The organism is Paracoccus suum (genome assembly GCF_003324675.1).
GTDB lineage: Bacteria > Pseudomonadota > Alphaproteobacteria > Rhodobacterales > Rhodobacteraceae > Paracoccus > Paracoccus suum.
Map to the genome: position 1 here is coordinate 103,583 of NZ_CP030918.1, position 22,003 is coordinate 125,585.

Annotated in this window: 20 protein-coding genes, 1 tRNA gene and 1 pseudogene; 14 read left to right on the forward strand and 8 right to left on the reverse strand. The window is 67.4% G+C overall.

Annotated features, from left to right (window positions below):
* Window positions 1–73: 73 nt before the first annotated feature.
* The 4 genes from DRW48_RS00455 to recO all read right to left on the reverse strand — a co-directional run bounded on the left by DRW48_RS00455 (window position 74) and on the right by recO (window position 3,390).
* Window positions 74–493, reverse strand: coding sequence for a GNAT family N-acetyltransferase (locus DRW48_RS00455; protein ID WP_114074696.1), 420 nt, complete (start codon window positions 491–493; stop codon window positions 74–76).
* Window positions 490–1,638 carry a succinyl-diaminopimelate desuccinylase gene (gene dapE, locus DRW48_RS00460; protein WP_114074697.1) on the reverse strand — a complete coding sequence of 383 codons (1,149 nt, stop codon included), beginning with the start codon at window positions 1,636–1,638 and terminating at the stop codon, window positions 490–492. The genes DRW48_RS00455 and dapE overlap by 4 nt, the downstream gene beginning before the upstream one ends.
* Window positions 1,639–1,718: 80 nt before the next feature.
* Window positions 1,719–2,489, reverse strand: coding sequence for a sulfite exporter TauE/SafE family protein (locus DRW48_RS00465; protein ID WP_241963313.1), 771 nt, complete (start codon window positions 2,487–2,489; stop codon window positions 1,719–1,721).
* A gap of 187 nt (window positions 2,490–2,676) precedes the next feature.
* Window positions 2,677–3,390, reverse strand: coding sequence for a DNA repair protein RecO (recO, locus tag DRW48_RS00470; RefSeq protein ID WP_114074698.1), 714 nt, complete (start codon window positions 3,388–3,390; stop codon window positions 2,677–2,679).
* A 64-nt stretch (window positions 3,391–3,454) separates the two neighbouring features.
* Between recO and ade the strand changes: the two genes are divergently transcribed.
* From ade to DRW48_RS00520, 10 genes and pseudogenes are all read left to right on the forward strand, one after another.
* Window positions 3,455–5,281, forward strand: a complete 1,827-nt coding sequence (gene ade, locus DRW48_RS00475; RefSeq protein WP_114074699.1) for an adenine deaminase — start codon at window positions 3,455–3,457, stop codon at window positions 5,279–5,281.
* A 29-nt stretch (window positions 5,282–5,310) separates the two neighbouring features.
* Window positions 5,311–5,886: a preprotein translocase subunit SecG gene (gene secG, locus DRW48_RS00480; protein ID WP_114074700.1), complete on the forward strand. Its 576-nt coding sequence runs from the start codon at window positions 5,311–5,313 to the stop codon at window positions 5,884–5,886.
* Between the two features lie 144 nt (window positions 5,887–6,030).
* A complete protein-coding gene (locus tag DRW48_RS00485) occupies window positions 6,031–7,677 on the forward strand; it encodes a CTP synthase (protein ID WP_114074701.1) in 1,647 nt (548 codons plus the stop codon).
* Between the two features lie 40 nt (window positions 7,678–7,717).
* The gene (locus DRW48_RS00490) at window positions 7,718–9,001 is read left to right on the forward strand and encodes a PAS domain-containing protein (protein WP_338418426.1); all 1,284 of its coding nucleotides are present in this window, start codon (window positions 7,718–7,720) and stop codon (window positions 8,999–9,001) included.
* Window positions 9,002–9,140: 139 nt separating this feature from the next.
* On the forward strand, window positions 9,141–9,599 hold the full coding sequence (locus tag DRW48_RS00495) for a tellurite resistance TerB family protein (protein WP_114074703.1): 459 nt from the start codon (window positions 9,141–9,143) through the stop codon (window positions 9,597–9,599).
* Window positions 9,600–9,869: 270 nt separating this feature from the next.
* A complete protein-coding gene (locus tag DRW48_RS00500; protein ID WP_114074704.1) occupies window positions 9,870–10,709 on the forward strand; it encodes an ABC transporter ATP-binding protein in 840 nt (279 codons plus the stop codon).
* Between the two features lie 17 nt (window positions 10,710–10,726).
* A pseudogene (locus tag DRW48_RS00505) lies at window positions 10,727–11,452 on the forward strand (transporter substrate-binding domain-containing protein); the annotation flags it as partial.
* Window positions 11,453–11,785: 333 nt separating this feature from the next.
* Window positions 11,786–12,667: an ABC transporter permease subunit gene (locus tag DRW48_RS00510; protein WP_114077251.1), complete on the forward strand. Its 882-nt coding sequence runs from the start codon at window positions 11,786–11,788 to the stop codon at window positions 12,665–12,667.
* The gene (locus tag DRW48_RS00515) at window positions 12,664–13,497 is read left to right on the forward strand and encodes an ABC transporter permease (protein WP_114074705.1); all 834 of its coding nucleotides are present in this window, start codon (window positions 12,664–12,666) and stop codon (window positions 13,495–13,497) included. Before DRW48_RS00510 ends, DRW48_RS00515 begins: the two co-directional genes overlap by 4 nt.
* Window position 13,498: 1 nt before the next feature.
* Window positions 13,499–14,833, forward strand: coding sequence for a glutamine synthetase family protein (locus DRW48_RS00520; protein WP_241963423.1), 1,335 nt, complete (start codon window positions 13,499–13,501; stop codon window positions 14,831–14,833).
* Between the two features lie 45 nt (window positions 14,834–14,878).
* Here the strand turns inward: DRW48_RS00520 and DRW48_RS00525 are convergent, their stop codons facing one another.
* Window positions 14,879–16,021, reverse strand: coding sequence for an aminotransferase class V-fold PLP-dependent enzyme (locus tag DRW48_RS00525; protein ID WP_114074707.1), 1,143 nt, complete (start codon window positions 16,019–16,021; stop codon window positions 14,879–14,881).
* Window positions 16,022–16,149: 128 nt separating this feature from the next.
* Between DRW48_RS00525 and DRW48_RS00530 the strand changes: the two genes are divergently transcribed.
* The 3 genes from DRW48_RS00530 to DRW48_RS00540 all read left to right on the forward strand — a co-directional run bounded on the left by DRW48_RS00530 (window position 16,150) and on the right by DRW48_RS00540 (window position 19,764).
* On the forward strand, window positions 16,150–16,875 hold the full coding sequence (locus DRW48_RS00530) for a type 1 glutamine amidotransferase (RefSeq protein WP_114074708.1): 726 nt from the start codon (window positions 16,150–16,152) through the stop codon (window positions 16,873–16,875).
* 229 nt (window positions 16,876–17,104) lie between these two features.
* Window positions 17,105–18,460 (forward strand): glutamine synthetase family protein, encoded by a 1,356-nt coding sequence (locus DRW48_RS00535; RefSeq protein WP_114074709.1) that lies wholly within the window; start codon window positions 17,105–17,107, stop codon window positions 18,458–18,460.
* Window positions 18,457–19,764 carry an NAD(P)/FAD-dependent oxidoreductase gene (locus tag DRW48_RS00540; protein WP_114074710.1) on the forward strand — a complete coding sequence of 436 codons (1,308 nt, stop codon included), beginning with the start codon at window positions 18,457–18,459 and terminating at the stop codon, window positions 19,762–19,764. The genes DRW48_RS00535 and DRW48_RS00540 overlap by 4 nt, the downstream gene beginning before the upstream one ends.
* A gap of 75 nt (window positions 19,765–19,839) precedes the next feature.
* Here the strand turns inward: DRW48_RS00540 and DRW48_RS00545 are convergent, their stop codons facing one another.
* From DRW48_RS00545 to DRW48_RS00555, 3 genes are all read right to left on the reverse strand, one after another.
* The gene (locus tag DRW48_RS00545; protein ID WP_241963314.1) at window positions 19,840–20,256 is read right to left on the reverse strand and encodes a CoA-binding protein; all 417 of its coding nucleotides are present in this window, start codon (window positions 20,254–20,256) and stop codon (window positions 19,840–19,842) included.
* 173 nt (window positions 20,257–20,429) lie between these two features.
* Window positions 20,430–20,846, reverse strand: a complete 417-nt coding sequence (locus DRW48_RS00550; protein ID WP_114074712.1) for a YHS domain-containing (seleno)protein — start codon at window positions 20,844–20,846, stop codon at window positions 20,430–20,432.
* A gap of 95 nt (window positions 20,847–20,941) precedes the next feature.
* Window positions 20,942–21,745, reverse strand: a complete 804-nt coding sequence (locus DRW48_RS00555; protein WP_114074713.1) for a TrmH family RNA methyltransferase — start codon at window positions 21,743–21,745, stop codon at window positions 20,942–20,944.
* A gap of 141 nt (window positions 21,746–21,886) precedes the next feature.
* Between DRW48_RS00555 and DRW48_RS15820 the strand changes: the two genes are divergently transcribed.
* A tRNA-Tyr gene (locus DRW48_RS15820) sits at window positions 21,887–21,970 on the forward strand.
* Window positions 21,971–22,003: the final 33 nt, after the last annotated feature.

Below are 22,003 nucleotides of genomic sequence, written 5' to 3' on the forward strand. Positions count from 1 at the left end.
GGCTAGCACGCGCAAATCGCCGGTGTGAGGGCAAAATCACAGCGCCGCCGTCCCGCCCGCGGCGCACGCGCCGCTAGAGGCGACGCACCATGTCGCGATGCGGGATGCCGGCGTCGTCATAGACCGGGCCATACACCTCGAACCCGAGCCGCTCGTAAAAGCCGATCGCGTGGCATTGCGAGCCGAGCTTGGCCTGAGCCGCGCCGCGGTCGCGCAGGCTGGCGATCGCGGCGTTGATGAGGGCCGCGCCCGCCCCCGTGCCCCGTCCCTCAGCCAGCACGCAGACGCGCGTGATCTTTCCGGTATCGCCCTGCAGCAGCAGGCGCGCCGTGCCAATCGGACGATCCCCGTCGAGCGCCAGCAAGTGGACCGCGCCGGCATCGAGGTCGTCCATCTCGTCCGCTTCGCTGACGCCTTGCTCGTCGATGAACACCGTCCGGCGCAGCGCGTGGCAGGCCGCCAGGTCATCCGTCTCGGTCACATGCAGCGTCATGCGAAATACCGGCGCAGAATTTCGCCATAGACCGCCTTCAGCGCGATCACATCGGCCACGTCCACCCGCTCGTCGACCTGGTGCATGGTCTGCCCGACCAGCCCGAACTCGACTACGGGGCAGTGATTTTTGATGAACCGCGCATCCGAGGTGCCGCCGGTCGTTGACAGCGCGGGCGTCACCCCCGTCACCGCGGCGACCGCGCCCTGCACCAGATCGGTCAGCGGGCCGGGCGGGGTGACGAAACTCTCGCCTGAGATGCTGACCTCGACCGTCATCTCGACGCCCATGTCGGTGGCGACCTGCGCCGCGCGGTCCTGCAGCATCCGGCTCAGAGAGGCACCGCTATGCGCGTCGTTGAAGCGGATGTTCAGCATTGCTCGCGCCGCGCCGGGGATCACATTGGTCGCCGGGTTGCCGACGTCAAAGCTGGTGACCTGCAGGGTCGAGGGCTGGAACTGCGCGGTGCCCGCGTCCAGGGGTTGCGCCGTCAGGCCGGCGAGCAGGCTGACCAGCGCATGCACCGGGTTGCGCGCGCGGTCGGGATAGGCGGCATGACCCTGCACCCCGCGCGCCTCGATCACCGCGTTGAGCGAGCCGCGGCGGCCGTTCTTGATCATCTCGCCCATGACCTGCGGGCAGGTCGGTTCACCCACCAGGCAGGCGCTCATGGTCTCGCCGGCATCCGTCATCCAGTCGAGGATTGCGGGCGTGCCGTCGACGGACGAACCCTCCTCATCGCCGGTGACGGTGATGACGAGGGCGCCGTCCGCTGGCAGCGGCGATTGCGTGATGTAATCGATTGCAGCCGCAACAAATGCGGCGACGCCGGACTTCATGTCGGCCGCCCCGCGCCCCCAGATCACGCCATCCTGAACGAGGCCGCCGAACGGCGGATGGGTCCAGTCTTGCGCCGGTCCCGGCGGCACGACGTCGGTATGGCCGTTAAAGCCAAAGCTGCGCCCGGCGCCCTTGGCTCCGATTCGCGCGAACAGGTTGGCGATGCCGCCGCGATCGCAGCGGTGAACCTCGAACCCGGCGGCCGACAGCGCATCGGCCAGCAGGGTGATTGCGCCGCCTTCTTCGGGCGTGACCGATGGGCAGCGGATCAGGCGGGCGGTCAGGTCGACCGGATCGACGGGCATTGGCATTTCCTGTGGCGACATCGGGCGCGAAGCTGGCCGAGCCGATGGCCGAGCGCAAGCGCCCACCCGCCGACTACCGGTCAGATCAGCCCCAGCTCGATCGCGCGGCGCACCAGGTTAAGGCCGCTCAGCGCCAGCAGGCCCTGCGTCCAGCGGCGAAACTGGGCCACGTTCAGCCGGTCCTGCACCATGAACCCGGCGCGCATGCCGATCATCGCCGGGACCACCATCGCCAGCGATGCCCAGAGGTTCGGCCCGCTCAGCACGCCGGAGGCGAGATGCGCGATTACCAGCGTCACCGCACCGATCAGGAACACCACGCCCTGAACCCGGATCTGCTCTTCCTTGGGGGTGTCGGTAGACAGCAGCATCACGATCAGCGGCGGCCCCCAGATGCCCGAGACGCCGCCGTAAAGGCCGCCGATGATGCCGCTGACGATCTCGAACCGGCGCAGGTGGTGAACCGGCAGTCGCAGGGACCGCCCGGCCAGTTGCCACAGCGCGAACAGGGTGATGGGCGCGCCCAGCAGGAAATACATCCAGCTTTGCGGAATGCTGCTGGCGAAGCCGGCAGAGACGATGATGAAGATCACCACCATAGCGATGTGCCAGCCGAACTTGCGCGTCGAGTCGATGGCGGGACCCGTGCCCTGCCGCAGCGCCTGGACGAGGTTGGTCACCAGCGTCGGCATGATCAGCAGCGCCAGCGCCGTGGTCGGCGGCAGGAAAGAGCCGAAGGCCGACATCATGATCATCGGCATGGCAAAGCCGATCGCGCCCTTCACAAATCCCGCGAACCCCGTCACCGCGAAGGCCAGCCAGAACAGGTGCGGATCAAGGCCAAGGATCATGCCGCCGGCCTAGCAGTGTGGCCTGGCCGGCGCCAGTTCGTGGCCGCGCAGCGGCGCTTGGTGTTGCTTTGCCGCCAAGGTCGCCGCTTTGCCGTCCCCATCTGTCGCCGTACGAGAGCAGCGCGCGCCGGCACGACTGAGCATCCGCTCCACTGTGCTGCCACTCGCGATTCGGACCCGGCGTCTCCTACCCCGCCAACCGCCGCACGAGGGCGGCTCGCGCCGGCGGGACCGGGCGGCCAATCAGCTGCGCTGCCAGCCGCGATTCGATGAAATGGCCGGTGAGGGCCAGCCCCTCGCGGAGGCCCCCGCCCGTGCCGCCCAGCAGCGTCGGAAGGGCGAGCAGGCGCGGGGCATACTCGCCCGCCCCTTCCACAGTCACGGCACGGCCGCTGCTGGGGCTGACGTATGCGAGGCCTTGGGCGTGCCCGGTCACGGCGCAGGCCGACAGATCAAGGCCAAAGCCCATCTCGTCCAGCAGCAGCATCTCGAACCGCAGATAGTCCTCGGCCCAGCCGGCGCTGCCGGCCTCGGCCTCGATCCGGTCCAACAGCGCCTCGGCCGCGGCGGCGAGGCGCGGATGCGGGTCACGCTCTGGCAAGGACCAGACCAGCAGCGCGGTGACCGCGTTCAGCCCGGCCAGCGCGGTTGCATCGGCCAACAGGTTGGCGCGGGCGCGCACCGGCTCGACCGCGAAATGACCCAACGCATCCTCGCCCCGCGCGCGCCAATGCAGCATCACGCGGCTGCCGGGCTGCAGCATCGCCGTGCGCCGGCCGCTTGCACCGCCGGGGACGAGGCCGGCGTGGCGCCCTCGGGCCGCGGTCAGCACATCCAGCAGGACCGCCGTCTCGCCATGCGGGCGGCGGCGCAGCACCGTCCCCTCCTCGCGCCATTCCATCGCCGCTTTCCTTTGCCCTGCCCGGCGGCCAGATTGGCAGCAGCACGGCGGAAGGACCATGAAAATGCTGAAACCCTGGCCCGAGGCCCAACCCCGCCTGGTCGAAGTCGCCGCTGGCCGCGCCCCGGCCGATCTGGTGATCCGCAACGGCGTCTGGCTTGCGATCCATACGCGCGAGCTGGTGCCGGCCACCGACATTGCCATTGCCGACGGCCGCATCGCCTATGTCGGCCCCGACGCCGGCCCCTGCATCGGCCCGGAGACTCAGCTGTTTGACGCCGGCGGGCGGTTCCTGATCCCAGGCCTGATAGACGCCCACATGCATGTCGAATCGGGCATGCTGACCCCGGCCGGCTTTGCCGCCGCCGTGATCCCGCACGGCACCACCACGATCTTTCACGACCCGCACGAGATCGCCAACGTCCTCGGGCTGGAGGGGGTGCGCCTGATGCGGGACGAATCGCTGCTGCAGCCGATCAGCATGTTCACCCAGATGCCGTCCTGCGCGCCCTCGGCCCCGGGGATGGAGACCTCGGGCGCCATCATCACCGAGGGCGAGGTCGCCCAAGCCATGGGCTGGGAGGGGATCATCGGCCTTGGCGAGATGATGAACTTTCCGGCCGTCGCCGCGGGCGATCCACAGATGCTGGCCGAGATCGCGGCCACCCGCGCCGCCGGCAAGACGGTCGGCGGCCACTATGCCAGCCCCGACCTGGGCCGCCCGTTCCACGCTTATGCCGCCGGCGGCGCGGCCGATGATCACGAGACCACCACCGAGGCGCAGGCCGTCGCCCGCGTGCGCCAGGGAATGGCAGCCATGCTGCGGCTCGGCAGCGCGTGGTATGACGTCGAGGCGCAGATCACGGCAATCACCCGCTCGGGACTGGACCCGCGGCTGTTTATCCTCTGCACCGACGACAGCCATTCGGGCACGCTGGTGAACGAGGGGCACATGAACCGGGTCGTGCGCCACGCCATCGCCCATGGCTGCGATCCGCTGATCGCCATCCAGATGGCCAGCCTCAACGCCGCCCAGCACTTCGGGCTCGAGCGGGAGTTGGGCAGTCTGACCCCTGGTCGCCGCGCGGACGTGATCGTCACCTCGGACCTGACCGCACTGCCGATCGAGGCGGTGTTCGCCCAGGGGCAACTTGTCGCCGAGGACGGGCAGTTGCTGGTGGACTGCCCGCGGATCGACTGGCCCCAATCTGCACGCAACTCGGTCAATCTGGGCAGGTTGCCCGATGCAGCAGCCTTTGGAATCGCCGCCGAGGGCACCGAGGCCGAGGTGCGCGTGATCGGCGTGATCGAAAACCAGGCCCCGACCCGCGCGCTGACCGCCACCTTGCCGGTCCGTGATGGTTTCGTGACGGCCGGGGGTGAAATTGCCCATGTCGCCGTGCTGGACCGCCACACGGCCAGTGGGCGAATCAGCCGTGGCTTTGTCAGCGGCTTTGGCTATGTCGAGGGGGTCGCCATCGCCTCCAGCGTCGCGCATGACTGCCACCAGCTGTTGATCGTCGGCACTTGCCGGCAGGCCATGGCCCGCGCCGCGGCCGAGATCGAGGAGATGCAGGGCGGCATAGCCGTCATCCGCGATGGCGAGGTCCTGGCGCGGGTCCCGCTGCCGGTGGCCGGGCTCATGTCCGATCGCCTCGCGGCCGAGGTTGCCGCCGCAGCCGAGGCCATGACCCGCGCGATGAAGGACTGCGGTTGCACGATGAATAACGCCTTCATGCAGCATTCCCTGCTGGCGCTGGCGGTGATCCCGCAGCTGCGTATCAGCGATCTGGGGCTGGTCGACGTCGATGCCTTTGCCTTGACCACGCCGGTCATCCAGCGCGCACAAGCCCCTGCCGTTCGGCTTGCCAATGCCCCACCCCCGCCCTAGATAGGCGCGTCCCGCAAACGAGGCCCGCCTTGCAGAACGTCGTCCTGACCGTGCACCTGATCCTTGCCGCGCTGCTCATCGGCGTCGTGCTGTTGCAGCGGTCCGAAGGCGGCGGCCTCGGCGTCGGTGGTGGCGGCGGCGGCGGCGGTGTCATGACCGGTCGTCAGGCCGCCAACGCCCTGACCCGCCTGACCTGGCTTCTGGCCGCGGCTTTTCTGGTGACCTCGATCTCGCTGACGATCATCGCCGCGCGCGGCACCGGTGGCGGCTCGGTCGTCGACCGCTTTGGCGGCGCGCCGGCTGGCACTGAGGCGCCGGCCTCGAACCTGCCGCAACTGCCGACCTATGCCCCGCCGCCCGGCGCGGGCCAGCCGATCACGCCGCCTTCGGCCCCGGCAACTGCCCCGGCGACGACTGCTCCGGCAGCGACAGCACCCGTTGCTCCGGCCACTCCCGCGGCGCCCGTCACTCCGACCGCGCCAGCCTCTGAATCGGCCGCGCCGGCTGCTCCCGCGGCGGATCCTGCCCCCCCGACCGCACCGGCGCCGGCGGCCACCGCGCCTGCCACGCCCCCGGTCACCCCGGCGACGCCCGCCACGAATTAAGCCATACCGGGTCGGGCGTCCCAGCCCCCCGCCATCAACAGCGGTCCGTTGCGGCGGGGCGGGGATGACGTTATAGCTTTACCCCCGTGATGCCGGCGAATTCGCGCAGCATTTCCGCCTGAACGACGACAGCACGGGGGCCAAATGGCACGCTATATCTTCATCACCGGCGGCGTGGTTTCGTCCCTTGGCAAGGGCCTCGCCTCCGCGGCGCTGGGGGCCCTGCTGCAGGCCCGCGGCTATACCGTGCGCCTGCGCAAGCTGGACCCCTACCTGAACGTTGATCCCGGAACGATGTCGCCCTTTGAGCATGGCGAGGTGTTCGTCACCGACGACGGGGCGGAAACCGACCTCGACCTCGGCCATTACGAACGCTTTACCGGCGTCTCGGCGCGGCGCACGGACAGCGTGTCCTCGGGGCGCATCTACTCCAACGTCCTGGAAAAGGAACGCCGCGGCGAATACCTCGGCAAGACCATCCAGGTCATTCCGCACGTCACCAACGAAATCAAGGACTTCCTTTCCATCGACGAGGACGGGGTCGATTTCATGCTGTGCGAAATCGGCGGCACCGTCGGCGACATCGAGGGCCTGCCCTTCTTCGAGGCGATCCGCCAATTCGCCCAGGACCGCCCGCGCGGACAATGCATCTTCATGCACCTGACGCTGCTGCCCTACCTCGCTGCCTCGGGCGAGTTGAAGACCAAGCCGACCCAGCACAGCGTCAAGGAATTGCGCTCGATCGGAATCGCGCCGGACGTGCTGGTCTGCCGGTCAGAGCAGCCGATTCCGGAAAAGGAGCGCGCCAAGATTGCGCTCTTCTGCAACGTCCGCCCCGACGCCGTGATCCCGGCCTATGACCTGAAGTCGATCTACGAGGCGCCGATGGCCTATCACCGCGCCGGCCTCGACCGGGCGGTGCTGGACGCCTTCCAGATCAGCCCCGCGCCGCGTCCCGACCTGACCCGGTGGGAGGACGTGATGAACCGCCTAACCCATGCCGAGGGCGAAGTCCGGGTCGCGATCGTTGGTAAATACACCAAGTTGGAGGACGCCTATAAATCGATCTCGGAGGCGCTGACCCATGGTGGCATGGCCAACCGGGTTCGCGTTCGCCCCGACTGGATCGACGCCGAAGCGCTGGAAACCCCCGAGGGCGTCCACCAACTCGACGGCTACCACGGCATCATCGTTCCAGGTGGCTTTGGTGAGCGCGGCACCGAAGGGATGATCACGGCCGCCAAATACGCGCGCGAGAAAAAGGTGCCGTATCTGGGTATTTGTCTGGGCATGCAGATGGCGGTGGTCGAGGCCGCGCGCAATCTCGCCGGCATCGCGGATGCCGGCAGCGAGGAGTTCGACCACGAGGCCGGCCATACCCGCTTTACCCCGGTGGTCTATCACCTCAAGGAGTGGATCCAGGGCAACCACAAGGTCGAGCGCAAGCTGTCTGACGACAAGGGCGGCACTATGCGGCTGGGCGCATACACTGCGGTCCTGAAGCCCGATTCCAAGGTCAGCGCCGTCTATGGCGGCGCAACCGAGATCGAGGACCGCCATCGCCACCGCTACGAGGTCGACACCCGCTATCGCGAACCGCTCGAGGCCGCCGGAATGCAGTTTTCTGGAATGTCGCCCGACGGCCGCCTGCCCGAGGTGGTCGAGTTGAGCGATCACCCGTGGTTCATCGGCGTGCAAAGCCACCCCGAGTTGAAGTCCAAGCCCTTTGATCCCGCGCCGCTGTTCGCCGATTTCGTCCGCGCGGCAAAGGATCTGGAGCGGATGGTCTGAGGCGAAACGACCCGGCGCTAACCGGCTGTTAAGGGCAGGCATGGTAGACCATGCCCGTCAGGAACAGGGGGGCGTCGTGACAGATCGCTTGGTGGGCGCCAGTGAACGGATACTGGCAGTTGACGAGCTTTGCTATTCCCGCACAGACGCGCGCGGTGTGATCGCCTGTGCAAATTCTGTCTTCCACGAACTCTGGGGGTATGCGCGGGGTGATTTGGACGGCGCGCCGCACAGCATCATTCGACATCCAGACATGCCCAAGGGGCTGTTCTGGCTGCTGTGGCAGACGCTTCAGGCCGGGCTGCCGGTTGGCGCCTATGTCAAAAACCTGACGCGAGATGGAAAATCCCACTGGTGCTTTGCCCTGATCGAGCCGGCCGCGGGCGGTCATGTCTCGGTCCGGATGCGCCCGCAGGGTGGGTTGTTCGGGCCGGTGACGGCGCTCTATCCGCAGATGCTCGCGGCCGAGGCGGCAGGCGCGACGCCGCAGGAGTCCTCGGCGTTGCTACTTGCGGGCCTGTCTGAGGCAGGCTTTGCGTCCCACGCCAGCCTCCAGGGCGCCGCGATGCTGGCGGAGGCACAGGCGCAAGCGGAGCACAGACGGGACAAGGGACTGGCGACGACCCTGTCCCAACTGGCGCGGCTGCGCGAGGCAACGAGCCAGCTTGCGCGCGAGAACTTGCAGTTGATGGACCTGTTCACCTCGCTGCATCTGGTGCCGACCAACATGCGGTTGCTCGCTTCGCGGATCGAGCCGTCAGGCGGCCCGATCACCGCGATTTCCGACAGCTACAAGCGCGCCTCGGCCGAGATCGTCGGGCTATTGCATCGCCTGACCGGCAGCGCGGCGCAGGGATCCGGGCTGATGGCGACGCGCCTTGATGAGGCCGCCTTTCGCACTGCAGCCGCTGGCGTCCAGCAGATGGCTTGCGCGCAACTCCGCGCCGAGGCGGGCCGACCTCCCGAGGGCGCAGGCCATGCTGAAGCAGCCATCCTCTGCGCGACCTCCGCGTCGAGCCTGGCACGCGCTCGGGCCGGGATTGCTGAACTCGGCGCCTTGGTTGAAGGGGTGCGCCGCGACGACGAGGCACTGCTGCGCCAGATGTCGGGTCTCGATCAGATCCGCATCCTTGGGCAAGTCGAGAGCGGCCGGAACCGCAATCGCGACGGGGACCTCGTTTCGGTCATGGAGCAGCTTTCCGGCTTTCATGCCGCGATCCACAACCGGCTTGATTCCATCCTGACCCTGACCGCGCAGATGCAGGCGATCACGGGCGCACTGAACGACGCGGCGCAATCGCAAACCTCCTTCAAGGCGGCTTAGCGCGCGGCGCCGCCGGGCGCCGCCGATTCGGCAGCGCGCCGGAATGCGACAATTTAATGGATTTCGGGTTATGTTCAGTCGGAACCGGGTGCGCCGGCTTGCCCTTGTAACGGCCCGTAAAATCCCTAAACGTGGCGGCATGTTCCGGAACCTCCTGTCCCGCCTTTTCACCGAATCCGACGATGCCCCGGCCCTGAACGGTCAGGACGCAGAAGTGGCAATTGCCGCCCTGCTGATCCGCGTGGCGCGTGCTGATGATCGTTATTCCGACGCGGAGCGGGCGCGTATCGACCGCATTCTTGGCCGTCGCCGCGGGCTGAGCCCCGACGAGGCCGCTGAACGCCGCGCGGCCGCCGAGATGATCGAGGCGGAGGCCCCGGACACCGTACGCCTTACACGCACGATCAAGCAGCGCGTGCTGCTCGAGGATCGCCTGACGGTCATCTCGGCTCTGTGGGAAGTCGTCTATGCCGACGGCGGGCGCGGTGCCGACGAGGAGGCGATGGTTCGCCTCGCCAGCGGTCTGCTCGGGGTCAGCGATGTGGACAGCAACCTCGCGCGGCAAAGGGTGATTGCCGAGATGGGGCCGACCGTCTGACATTTTGTGGGATGCGTGTGTTGGCGCAAAATTCACTGCGAATTCGCGCTGTGACTTAAGCGGGGCGATTCATTAGCTGTCTTTGGCCTTGGCCGCAGACATTAAACAATTTTAATTAAATAACGCCGCGCTCCCCGACTTCCCGCTGGGCGCTGATATTTGCGGGCGACAGCCACCGCGCGACCACCCGCCCCCGAACCGTTCCTGACGCGAAAGCGTCACGCAAAAACCGTTGCATTCGGACGCCAAATCCCACCACATGGCGGCATCATGACGTCTGCCTCGCCCAGCGCCCTTGCCGACACCGGTTCCCCTCTGACCGCGGCCGCCGTCCAGACCGCTGCCCCGCCCGTGATCGAGGTGCGCGAGTTGCACAAGGCCTACGGCCCGCTCGAGGTGCTCAAGGGCGTCACCCTGACCGCGCCGCGTGGCCATGTCGTCAGCCTGATCGGCTCGTCCGGGTCGGGCAAGTCCACCCTGCTGCGCTGCCTTAACCTGTTGGAATTCAGCCAGCAGGGCGAGATCATGTTCGAGGGCGAGGCAGTCCGCTGGCGCGGCACCGGCCATGCCCGCCAGCCGGCCGACAGGGCGCAGGTCACGCGCTTTCGCACCAACCTTTCCATGGTGTTCCAGCAGTTCAACCTGTGGGCGCACATGACAGTCCTGCAGAACGTGATGGAGGCACCCCTCACGGTCCTGCGCCAGCCCCGCGCCGAGGTCGAGCCTCGCGCCCGCGCCCTGCTCGATAAGGTCGGCATCGGCGACAAGGCCGAAGCCTGGCCCGCGCAGCTGTCTGGCGGCCAGCAACAGCGCGCTGCCATCGCCCGCGCCCTGTGCATGCAGCCGCGCGCCCTGCTCTTTGACGAGCCGACTAGCGCGCTCGACCCCGAGTTGCAGCAGGAGGTCGTCAAGGTCATCAAGGATCTCGCGGGCGAGCACCGCACCATGGTGCTGGTCACGCATGACATGCGGCTGGCGGCCGACGTCTCGGACCATGTAGTGTTCCTTCACAAGGGGCGGATTGAAGAGGAAGGCCCGCCCGCGCAGCTTTTCGGCGCCCCGCGCACCGACCGGCTGCGGCAATTCCTCAGCGCCAGCATGGCGCACTGATCGACAGGAGAGACCTGATGAACCGACTGCTGCTGGCTGCCGCCGCCCTGGCCCTGAGCGCGGGCCTCGGCCACGCCGATACGATCCGCATGGGGACCGAGGGCGCCTACCCTCCCTACAACTTCATCAACGACAAGGGCGAGGTCGACGGCTTCGAGCGCGAACTCGGCGACGAGATCTGCAAGAAGATCGACGCCCAGTGCACCTGGGTGAAGAACGACTGGGACAGCATCATCCCGAACCTGGTGTCGGGAAACTACGACACCATCATCGCCGGCATGAACATCACGGACGAGCGGCGCAAGGCCATTGCGTTCAGCGTCCCCTACACCCCGCCGCCGCCCTCGGCCTATGCCGCGCTCAAGCCTGACGTCGACGTCACCAAGGGCGTGATTTCGGCCCAGACCAACACCATCCAGGCCGCCCATGTCCCGGAAACCGGCGCGCAGGTGCTGGAGTTCGCGACGGGCGAGGAGACCATCGCCGCCGTCCGCAACGGGGAGGCCGAGGCCGTGTTCGCCGACCGCGACTTCCTCGCCCCCGCCGTCGCCGATTCCAAGGGCGAACTGGTCTGGGTCAACGGCCAGGACAAGGTCGTGCTGGGCGAAGGCTTGGGCATCGGCATGCGCCAGTCCGATACCGCCCTGAAGGAGCGCATCGACAAGGCCATCGGCGAGATGCGGGCCGACGGCTCGCTCGACAAGATGATCACCAAATGGTTCGGCCCCGAGGCGATGACCTTCGCCGCGATGGAAGCCGAGGCAGGCAAAGCCCCGGCCGCGACCGATGCGGCGGCGGCACCTGCAGCAACGCCTGCGACCCCGGCTGCGCCGGCTGATGCCGCAGCGCCTGCGGCACCGGCAACGCCGGCCGCCCCGGCGGACGCAGCTGCACCGACCACTCCGGCGGCCCCAGCTGCTCCGGCGGCTCCCGCGGCGCCTGCCGACCCCGCAGCTCCTGCGGACCCGGCGGCTGCGCCGGCGGCGGGTACGGACCCGGCTGCGCCGGCGACGCCGGCGACCTGATCCAGCGCCAACCTGCGGGTCGCCCCTTGGCGGCCTGCAGGGGATGCCATGATGTTCGCAACCTGCGCCGATCCGAAGGCCCTTGAAGGCCTTGCCTGGCTGATGTGTTATCTCACATCGGGCAAGAACCTGCTGTTCTATGCCTCGTTCGGCACGGTGCTGCTGCTGCTCCTTATCACCGCGCCGCTGGCGCTGATGATGGGTTTTGGCGGCGCACTGGCCGCGCGATCCCGTATCGCACCGCTGCGGTGGCTGGGACGCGGCTATGCGCTGATCGTGCGCGGCGTGCCGGATATCGTGTTTTTCCTGTTCGTGCCGATCGCGGTCGACCAGGGCATCGAATGGCTGCGGGCAAAGGCGCTTTGCGATCCCTCAGTACCGATCCGCCAAGGGAATGAATTTCTGGTCTGTGCCGCCGCCAAGATGCCACTATCGACCGCGCCGCAATGGATCCACCAAGTCTACGGCTTCGGCCTCGCCGCGGCGGCCTTTGCGGTGGTGTTCGGCGCCTTTGCGGCGAATGTCCTGCTTGGCGCCATGCAGGCTGTCCCCCGCGCGCAACTGGAAACGGCCGAGGCCTACGGCATGAGCGATCGCCAGGTCACCCGTCGCATCCTGATCCCCCAGATGTGGAGCTATGCCGTGCCGGGCCTTTCCAACCTCTGGATGGTCCTGATCAAGGCAACGCCGCTGCTGTTCCTGCTGGGGGTCGAGGACATCGTCTATTGGGCGCGAGACCTCGGCGGGTCCAAGACATCGGCCTTTGCCTATCCCCATGGCGACTGGCGGCTCTATTATTTCCTCGTCGTCCTTTGCTTTTACCTGGGCATGACCTGGCTGTCAGAGCGGGTGATCCGGCGTCTTGCCGGGCGCCTGTCGCGCGGCCAGGCGACGCTGGCCGGCGAGGCACAGCGCCGTGCGGTGCCGGCATGATCGCAAACCAGTGCCTGCACACGCTTGCCGATTACGGCCTGCGCGCCATCGGCATCGGCGAGCGCGCGCTGCCGCGCGGTGATTTCACCCTGTGCCAGCAGGTGGTCCTGATCGGCAGCGGCCTGATCTGGAACCTCTATTTCGCGATCACCGCGCTGCTGATCGGCTTTGTGCTGGCCAACGGTCTGGCCCTCGCCAAGGCCAGCCCCGCGGCGTGGCTGCGCCGTCCGGCAGAGGGGTTCATCTTCCTCTTTCGCGGCTCGCCGCTGTTCATCCAGTTCTTCCTCGCCTACGAGATTCTCGTTCGCCTGCCCCGCGCAGGAATCGAGGTGTTTGGCTTTACCGTCGCGACGTCCTGGCTGACCAAGGCCTGGGCCGGGGCGTTGATCGTCCTGATGCTGAACACTGCCGCCTATTCGGCGCAGATCTTTCACGGCGCGCTGATGAACGTGCCCAAAGGCGAGGTCGAGGCCGCAGACGCCTATGGCCTGACCGGCTGGAACCGGTTTCGGCGCGTGATCTGGCCGACCGCCATGCGCCTTGCCTGGCCCGCCTACACGAACGAGGCGATCTTTCTGACCCACGCCACGACGCTGGTGTTCTTTTCCAGCTTCCCTGCGTTCCAGCAAAAGGGCGATGCCCTTTATTATGCCAGCTATTTCGCCGACAAGACATTCAACCCATTCGTCGCCTACCCGATCGTGGGCGCGTATTTCATCCTCGTGACCCTGGCTCTTACTGGGGTCATGGGGTTGATCAACCGGCGGCTCAACCGCCATTTGCCGGGGGCGCGGGCGCGGTTGCGCTATCGCCCCCAACTCATCAGGTGACATCATGGACTGGCTCCGGGACCATCCCGAAGTAAAGACGATCCGCGTGGCAGCCTCGGACCTTAACGGGGTGGCGCGCGGCAAGCGCGTTCCGGCGCGCTTTGCGGACAAGCTGTTGACCGAAGGGACCAAGTTCCCGTTCTCGGTCCTCAACATGGACATTTGGGGCGAGGATGTCGAAGACAGCCCGCTGGTGTGGCAGTCGGGCGATCCCGACGGACTGCTGTTGCCCACCGAGCGCGGCTTCATGCCGATGCCATGGCTCGACGCCCCGACCGGCCTTCTGCCGCTGTGGATGTTCCACCCCGACGGCCAGCCCTATGACGGCGACCCGCGCCAGGCCCTCGCACGCGTGGCCGAGCGTTATGCCGCCGCAGGGCTGACCCCCGTGGTGGCGACCGAACTGGAGTTCTTCCTGGTCGACGATTCCGGTGGTCAGTTGCGCGTGCCGCCCAGCCCGCGCAGCGGCAAGCGCCGCACCGGGGCCGAGACGCTGTCGCTGCGGGCGCTGGACGCATTCGATCGCTTTTTCACGGCGCTCTATGACGCCTGCGAGGCGATGGACATTCCCGCCGACACCGCCATCAGCGAGGCCGCGCCCGGCCAGTTCGAGATCAACCTGATGCATCAGCCAGACCTCTTGAAGGCCGCCGATGACACATGGCTCTTCAAGATGCTGATCAAGGGGCTCGCGCGAAACTTCGGCTTTGCCGGCAGTTTCATGGCCAAGCCCTATCATCTCTACAACGGCAGCGGGATGCACATGCATTTTTCGGTGCTGGATGCCGAAGGCGCGAACATCTTTGACGATGGCACCGACACGGGCTCGCGCAAGTTGCGGGATGCGGTCGGCGGCTGCCTTGCGGCGATGCCCGGCTCGACCCTGCTTTTTGCGCCGCACGAGAATAGCTACGACCGGCTGGTCCCCAACGCCCATGCCCCCACCGGCATCGGCTGGGCCTACGAGAACCGGACCGCGGCGATCCGCATTCCTTCGTCCGGGCCAAAGGCCCGCCGGATCGAGCATCGGGTCGCGGGCGGGGACGTGAACCCGTACCTGTCTATCGCCGCCGTCCTCGGCGCTGCGCTGAACGGGATCGAGGATCAGGCGGACTGCCCGCCCCCGTTCGAGGGCAACGCCTATGACAAGGGTCTGGCGCAACTGCCCGGCAGTTGGGCCGAGGCGATCGATGCCTTCGAGGCCAGCCCGGAGATTCGCCGCATCTTCCCCGCGCATCTGATCGAGAACTACGTCATGACCAAGCGGCAGGAACTGCACTACATGGCCGATCTCAGCGACGAGGAAACGGTCGAGCTGTATCTCGACATGGTCTGACGGAGCGGGGCGCGGACAACCGCGCCCCTTTCGTTTCGGGCCGAGTTATGCCTTCAACACCGTGTCCAGCACGGGGGTCAGTCGGGCCAGCGTGCCATCAACGTCCTTCAGCTTGTCGAGGCCGAAGAGGCCCAGCCGGAAGGTACGGAAGGAATCTCCCTCGCCGACCTGCAACGGCACACCGGCCGCCGATTGGGTACCCTCCGCCAGAAAAGCCCGGCCGGATTGGACCTCCGGATCCGCGGTGTAGCTGACGACGACGCCGGGGGCGGCAAAGCCCTCGGCGGCGACCGAGGGCGCGCCGCGCTGGGCAAGGGTGGCACGCACCTCGCGGCCAAGGCGCCATTGCGCGTCGCGGGCGGCGTCAAATCCCATTTCGCGCGTCTCGGCCATGGCATCGCGCAGCGTCATCAGCGCGTCGGTCGGCAGCGTCGCGTGATAGGCGTGGCCGCCGCCCTCGTAGGCCGCCATGATCGCGCGCCATTTCTTGAGATCGAGGGCGAAGCTGTCCGACTGCGTCTCCTCCAGCCGCGCGACGGCGGCGGGCGACATCATCACCAGTCCGGCCGAGGGGGGCGCGCTCCACCCCTTTTGCGGGGCCGAGATCAGCACATCGACGCCGGTCGCCTGCATGTCGACCCAGATCGCCCCCGAGGCGATGCAGTCGAGGACCATCAGCGCCCCGACCTCATGCGCGGCCGAGGCCATTTCGGTGATGTAATCGTCGGGCAGGATCAGTCCGGCGGCGGTCTCGACATGGGGGGCGAACACCACCTCGGGGCGGGTCTCGCGGATCTTGGCCACGACCTCGCTGATCGGCGGCGGGGCGTAGGACGGTTGCGGCGCGTTGCCGGTCGGGCGCGCCATGACGACGGTCGTCTGGTCGGTGATTCCGCCGGTCTCGAGGATCTGGCTCCAGCGGTAGCTGAACCAGCCGTTGCGCACGATCAGCGCGTGGGCGCCCTGGGCGAACTGGCGGGCGACCGCCTCCATCGCGCAGGTGCCGCCGCCGGGGATCAGCGCCACCGCCTCGGCGCGATAGACCTCGCGCGCCATGCCCGAGATGTCGCGTATCGCGGCCTGAAAGCGCTGCGACATGTGATTGAGGCTGCGGTCGGTAAAGACGACCGAAAATTCCATCAGGCCGTCGGGGTCGATATCTTGGTGGATGGCGCCGGCAGGGGTCATGGGCTGTCTCCGTCAGGTTTGCGCCGTTCTAGCATGCGCCGGCGGGGGGTGAAGCCCGCACGCGCATCCTCTTGCGGCACCCCCCGCCCGCACCCTAGGTTGCCGGTAACTGCAACCCGAGGTGCCTGATGCGTATCGGAATCCTGAAGGCCGGCCAATCGCCCGACATGACGCGGGCCGAGTTCGGCGACTACGACAACATGTTCGAGGTGATGCTGGCCGGCCGCGGCTTCACCTTCGACAGCTACCACGTCGAGGCGATGGAGTTTCCGGCCTCGGTCCATGCCGCGGAGGCCTGGCTGATCACCGGCTCGCGCCATGGCGTCTACGAAGATCACGCCTTCATCCCCCCGCTCGAGGATTTCATCCGCCGCGCCTATGAGGCGGCCGTGCCGATGGTGGGCATCTGCTTTGGCCACCAGATCATCGCCCATGCGCTGGGCGGCAAGGTCGAGAAATTTGCCGGCGGCTGGGCCGTGGGGGCGCAGGACTACCAGTTCGAGGGCCAGCCAGTCACGCTGAACGCCTGGCATCAGGACCAGGTCACGACCCGGCCGCCGGGGGCAGAGATCGCCGCCAGCAACGCATTTTGCGAAAACGCGGCCCTGGTCTATGGCGATCGCGCCTTTACGGTCCAGGCCCACCCCGAGTTCGGCGAGGGGTTCATCGAGGCGCTGATGACCCACCGCGCCCCCGGCGTTGTGCCCGAGCCGCTGCTCGACACCGCCCGTGACCGGCTGGGCCCGGCCAAGGACCAGGCGCTGATCGCTGACCGGATCGAGGCCTTCCTGCGCCAGCCCCGCACTGCCCTTGGCAACAAGGCTACGGAGCATGCCACGCGGGGAGCCGCCTGATGTCTATCCTGTCCGCCGCCGGCAAATGGAAGGCCGGCCGGAACCGCTCGGAAGCGGCCGGCCCGGACACGGTGCCGGCCCCGATCCGGCCCTGAAGCCAAAGGCGCGCGCAGTCCCGCGCCATTCCTGAAACCGAACGCTGAACCGAAGGGCCGCGCGCCCGGAAAGCGACCCCCATGACCGCCCGCATCGCCCCGAACTGCCCCCACCACGACCGGAGGGCCGTGTGATGGCTGACTGGCTGAAACAATCCCCCGCCGCTGCCCGCGAGTATGTCGAGGGCCGCCGTCTCGATGAGGTCGAGTGCATCGTCCCCGACATCGCCGGCGTCGCCCGCGGCAAGGCCATGCCTGCCAGCAAGTTCGCCCGGCAGGAAAGCTTTTACCTGCCCAACAGCATCTTCCTGCAGACCATCACCGGGGAATGGGCCGACAACCCCCAGGGCGCCTTTACCGAACCGGACATGGTCTGCGTGCCGGATTTCTCGACCACCAGTGCCTCGCCCTGGACCAATGACGTCACCCTGCAGGTGATCCATGATGTCTTCGACCAGCAGGGCGAGCCGGTGCCCGCTGCGCCCCGCAACGTGCTGCGCCGCATCGTCGGCCTTTATGAGGCGCGCGGCTGGCAGCCGATCGTCGCGCCGGAGATGGAGTTCTTTCTGGTCGCCCGCAACATCGACCCGAACCAGCCGATCCAGCCGCCGATGGGCCGCAGCGGCCGCCGCGCCGCCGCCAAGCAGGCCTATTCGGTCAGCGCGGTCGACGAGTACGGCCGGGTGATCGACGACATCTACGATTTCGCCGAAGCGCAGGGGTTCGAGATCGACGGCATCCTGCAGGAGGGCGGCGCCGGACAGGTCGAGATCAACCTGGCCCATGGCGATCCGGTCCACCTGGCCGACCAGATCTTCTTCTTCAAGCGTATGATCCGCGAGGCGGCGCTGCGCCACGACTGCTTTGCCACCTTCATGGCCAAGCCGATCGAGGGTGAGCCGGGCAGCGCGATGCACATCCACCACTCGGTGATCGACCGGGCGAGCGGGGCCAACATCTTCAGCGATCCCCAAGGGGCCGAGACGCCAGAGTTCCTGCATTTCATCGCCGGGATGCAGACGCACCTGCCCGCGGCGGTCGCGCTGCTGGCACCCTATGTCAACAGCTATCGCCGCTATGTCCCTGATTTTGCAGCGCCCATCAACTTGGAATGGGGCCGCGACAACCGCACCACAGGACTGCGCGTGCCGATCAGCGGGCCCGAGGCGCGGCGTATCGAAAACCGCCTCGTGGGGATGGACTGCAACCCCTACCTCGGCTTTGCCGCCAGCCTCGCCTGCGGTTATCTCGGCCTGACCGAAGGCAAAATGCCGCGTGCCGAATGCCTTGGCGACGCCTACATCTCCGAGGACGAGTTGCCCACGAACCTGGGCGATGCCCTCGACACCATGGTCGACAGCCAGCCCATGCGCGAGGTGCTGGGCAGCGGCTTTGTCGATGTCTACGATTCGGTGAAGCGCAACGAATACAAGGAGTTCCTGCAGGTCATCAGCCCGTGGGAGCGCGAGCACCTGCTGCTGAACGTATGAATCTGCTGCACGCCAACGATCGTCAGGGCCAGTATCCGGACAGCTGGTATGCGGCGACCCGCCGCCCGCTTGACCCGTTCCCCCCATTGCGCGGCGAGGTTCGGGCCGATGTTTGCGTCATCGGCGGCGGCTACACCGGGCTCTCTGCTGCGCTGCATCTGGCGCGGGCAGGCCGCCATGTGACCCTCCTAGAGGCACACCGGGTCGGCTTTGGCGCCTCGGGCCGCAATGGCGGGCAGCTCGGCAGCGGCCAGCGGCTCGAGGTTGATGAACTGGAAAAGCTGGCCGGCAAGACACGCGCCCACGCCCTATGGGACATGGCCGAAGAGGCCAAGGCGCTGACCCTCGCCCTCGCGCGCGACGCTGGTGTGTCCGTCCGTCGCGGCATTGCCCATTGCGCCCGCACCCCGGCTGAGGTGGCCCATGCCGCGGCCAATGCCGAACGGCTGGACCGCGATTATGGCTATGACCAGATCGAGCCGCTGGACCGCGAGGGCCTCCGCGCCCATGTGCCGGCAGAGATTTATGCCGGCGGCGACCTCGACCATGGCGGCGCGCATCTTCATCCGCTGAACCTGGCGCTGGGCATCGCGGCAGCCGCGCGCGATGCTGGCGCCGATCTGCGCGAGGGCAGCGAGGTCCATCACATCACCCATGGCAGCGCCAGCCGGCCGAGCGTGGTCCAGACCGCGACAGGGCGTGTGCTTTGCGATCAGGTGATTCTGGCCGGCAACGGCTATCTGGGCGGCCTCGACGGACGGGTCGCGGCGCGGGTCATGCCGATCAACAACTATATCATCGCGACCGAACCACTGGGCGAGCGGGCGCAGGAGGTGCTGCGCGGCGGCATCGGGGCGCATGACACCCGATTCGTGGTGAACTACTGGCGCCTCAGCGACGATGACCGGCTGCTGTTCGGCGGCGGCGAGACAGTCACCTATCGCTTTCCCACTGACATCAAGGCGTTGGTGCGCACACCGATGTTGCGCATCTATCCGCAACTGCACGACGTGGCGATCACCCATGCCTGGGGCGGAACGCTGGCGATCACCATGTCGCGCATGCCCTATTTCGCCCGCCCGGCGCCCAACTGCCTGTCGGCAAGCGGCTTTTCCGGGCATGGCGTCGCATTGGCGAACCTAGCGGGGAAGCTGATGGCGCAGGCAGTGATGGGCCAGTCCGAAGGGTTCGACACGATGGCCGCCCTTCCCGCGCGCCCCTTCCCTGGCGGCGCCACGTTGCGGTGGCCGCTGCTGGTTGCGGGCATGTCCTGGTTCGGCCTGCGCGACCGTCTGGGAGTCTGACGCGCTTTAATCGCCGATTCAGGAATCCGTGTCACGCCTTGGGGCATTGCGTGCCACGGCCGGCGCGGATCCGAATCAAAGGTAGCGCGGAAAATCGATCTTGGGGCAGCGATTCTCGATCACGGTAATTCCCGCGTCTCGCGCCTTGGCCGCCGCCGCGGCATGCGCCACACCGATCTGCATCCAGATCACCCGCAGACTGGGCAGGCTTGCCAAGGCCTCGTCGACGATCTGCGGCACGGCCTCCGGCCGGCGAAAGATGTCGACCATGTCAACCGTACCGGAATCGGGAATCGCTGAAAGGTCCTGCTGGCAGACCTCACCCAGAATCAGCTCGCCGGCATGGCCAGGATTGACAGGGATGATGCGAAAGCCCGCAGATTGCAGGTACCGCGCCACGCTGAACGATGGTCGGTCAGCCTTGGGCGACAAGCCTACGACGGCAATCGTGCGCGTCTCACGGGCGATTCGGCCGATCTGGTCCTCGCTCATGCAGTCCTCCATCCGGGGAAGTCCCAAAGAAAAAGCGCCCGGTCATGGACCGGGCGCAAGTAGCGGAACGAGGGACAGTGATCTGAACATGACCGTTCCGAGGTCGTGTTCCGAAACCATAATGCCACAGCTTTACGTAAAGTTCCATCTTGCCGAAAAAAAACATTTTGTGGTCACTGCGCCAGCTTCACGAAGGCCGCCTTCGCCTCCATCAGCCAGCGACGTGGATCGGCGGCGAACTGGCCCCGTGCCTCGTTCGACCGGAAGAAATAAAGTCGCTGCCCAACGATTGCGAAGTAGCGCGGGTTCCCCTCGCGCAGCTGCCCCTCGGCCAACGACACCGGGCAATGGCCGTCAAAACCGGGTGCATAGGCGCGGGGGTTGGCCTCGAACAGGGCGCGATGATCTTCGCTGGAAAAATGCCATTCCTGGCCGCCCCAACGGGTCGCGATCGTGGCCTGTCCCGGCACCGCGGCGTTCTGCGTGCGATAGGCGACCGCATCCATGCCGCCAAGCGCCCAACTGGCCGCAAGCGCCAGCGAGGGAAGCAGCCCCGCAATCAGGGTGGCAAGGATGGCAGGTTTCAGCATAAGGGGCCTTTTCGCGACTTACCCTGCGGATGTGGCCTGCTTGTCCCAACTGCGCAATCCCGCACAGCCCGCCCTTGCGCGCTTGTGAACGTATTCTACCGCCCGGCATTGCCGGCATAGAGCGCCACCGCAGCCGCATTCGAGACGTTGAGCGAGCCAAAAGCCCCGGGGTGATCGATCCGCGCAAGGTGATCGCAGACCGCGCGCGTTCCCTCACGCAAGCCCGGTCCCTCGGCGCCAAGGACCAGGCAAACCGCAGCGCCGGCGGGCCCCGAGGCCAGCACCTCGGCCAGCGTCGGCTCGGCCGCACCGTCGAGGCCGATCACAGTGAATCCCATGTTCTGCATCTCGCGCAGGGCATCGTTGAGGTTCGGCACGCGCAGGTAGGGCTGTCGCTCCAGCGCGCCCGAGGCGGTCTTGGCCAATGCCCCAGTCTCGGGCGCGGCATGACGCGCAGGGGCGATGACGGCCCGCGCGCCGAACACCTCGGCCGAGCGCAGGATGGCACCAACGTTATGCGGGTCAGTTACCCGGTCGAGGGCGACAACCAGCGGTCGCGCGCCTGCCGGCCCCTCGCGCAAACAGACCTCGCTGAGGCTGCCCCAGCGCAGCGGCCGCACCTCCAGCGCGGCGCCCTGGTGGACGCTGTCGGGCGCCAGCGGCACGGTCTTGTCGAACACCCTCGGGTCGATGATCTCTGGCGTCATCGCCAGCTCGCCCAGCCGGTCGGCGGCATTTCGGGTCAGCACGAGGCGCAGTTTCTCGCGCGCCGGGTTCGTCAGCGCATCGCGCACGGCGTGCAGTCCGAACAGCCAGATCGTCTCGGCCGCCGAGGCGCGGCGTGCGCGTTCCTTGTCGATCACCCAGGTGGGCTTTTTCGCCTTCTTGCCTTCGCTCATCGCAGTTCCGCCCTGCCTTCCGCCGGATATCCCACCCGTCCGCCGCCGCACCGCGCGGCAGACCGTCATCACCCCGATTGCCCGCTTGACGCCCCCGACGCCAGCCCTTAATCCCGCGCTGTGCCGCAGCAATGCGGGCACGGGCGACGAGCTGCAAGGTGCGGCAGCGGACTGTAACTCCGCCGGGGAGACCCACGCCTGGTTCGATTCCAGGGTCGCCCACCATTCCCCCTCATGTTGTGCAAGATCGGCCGCGGG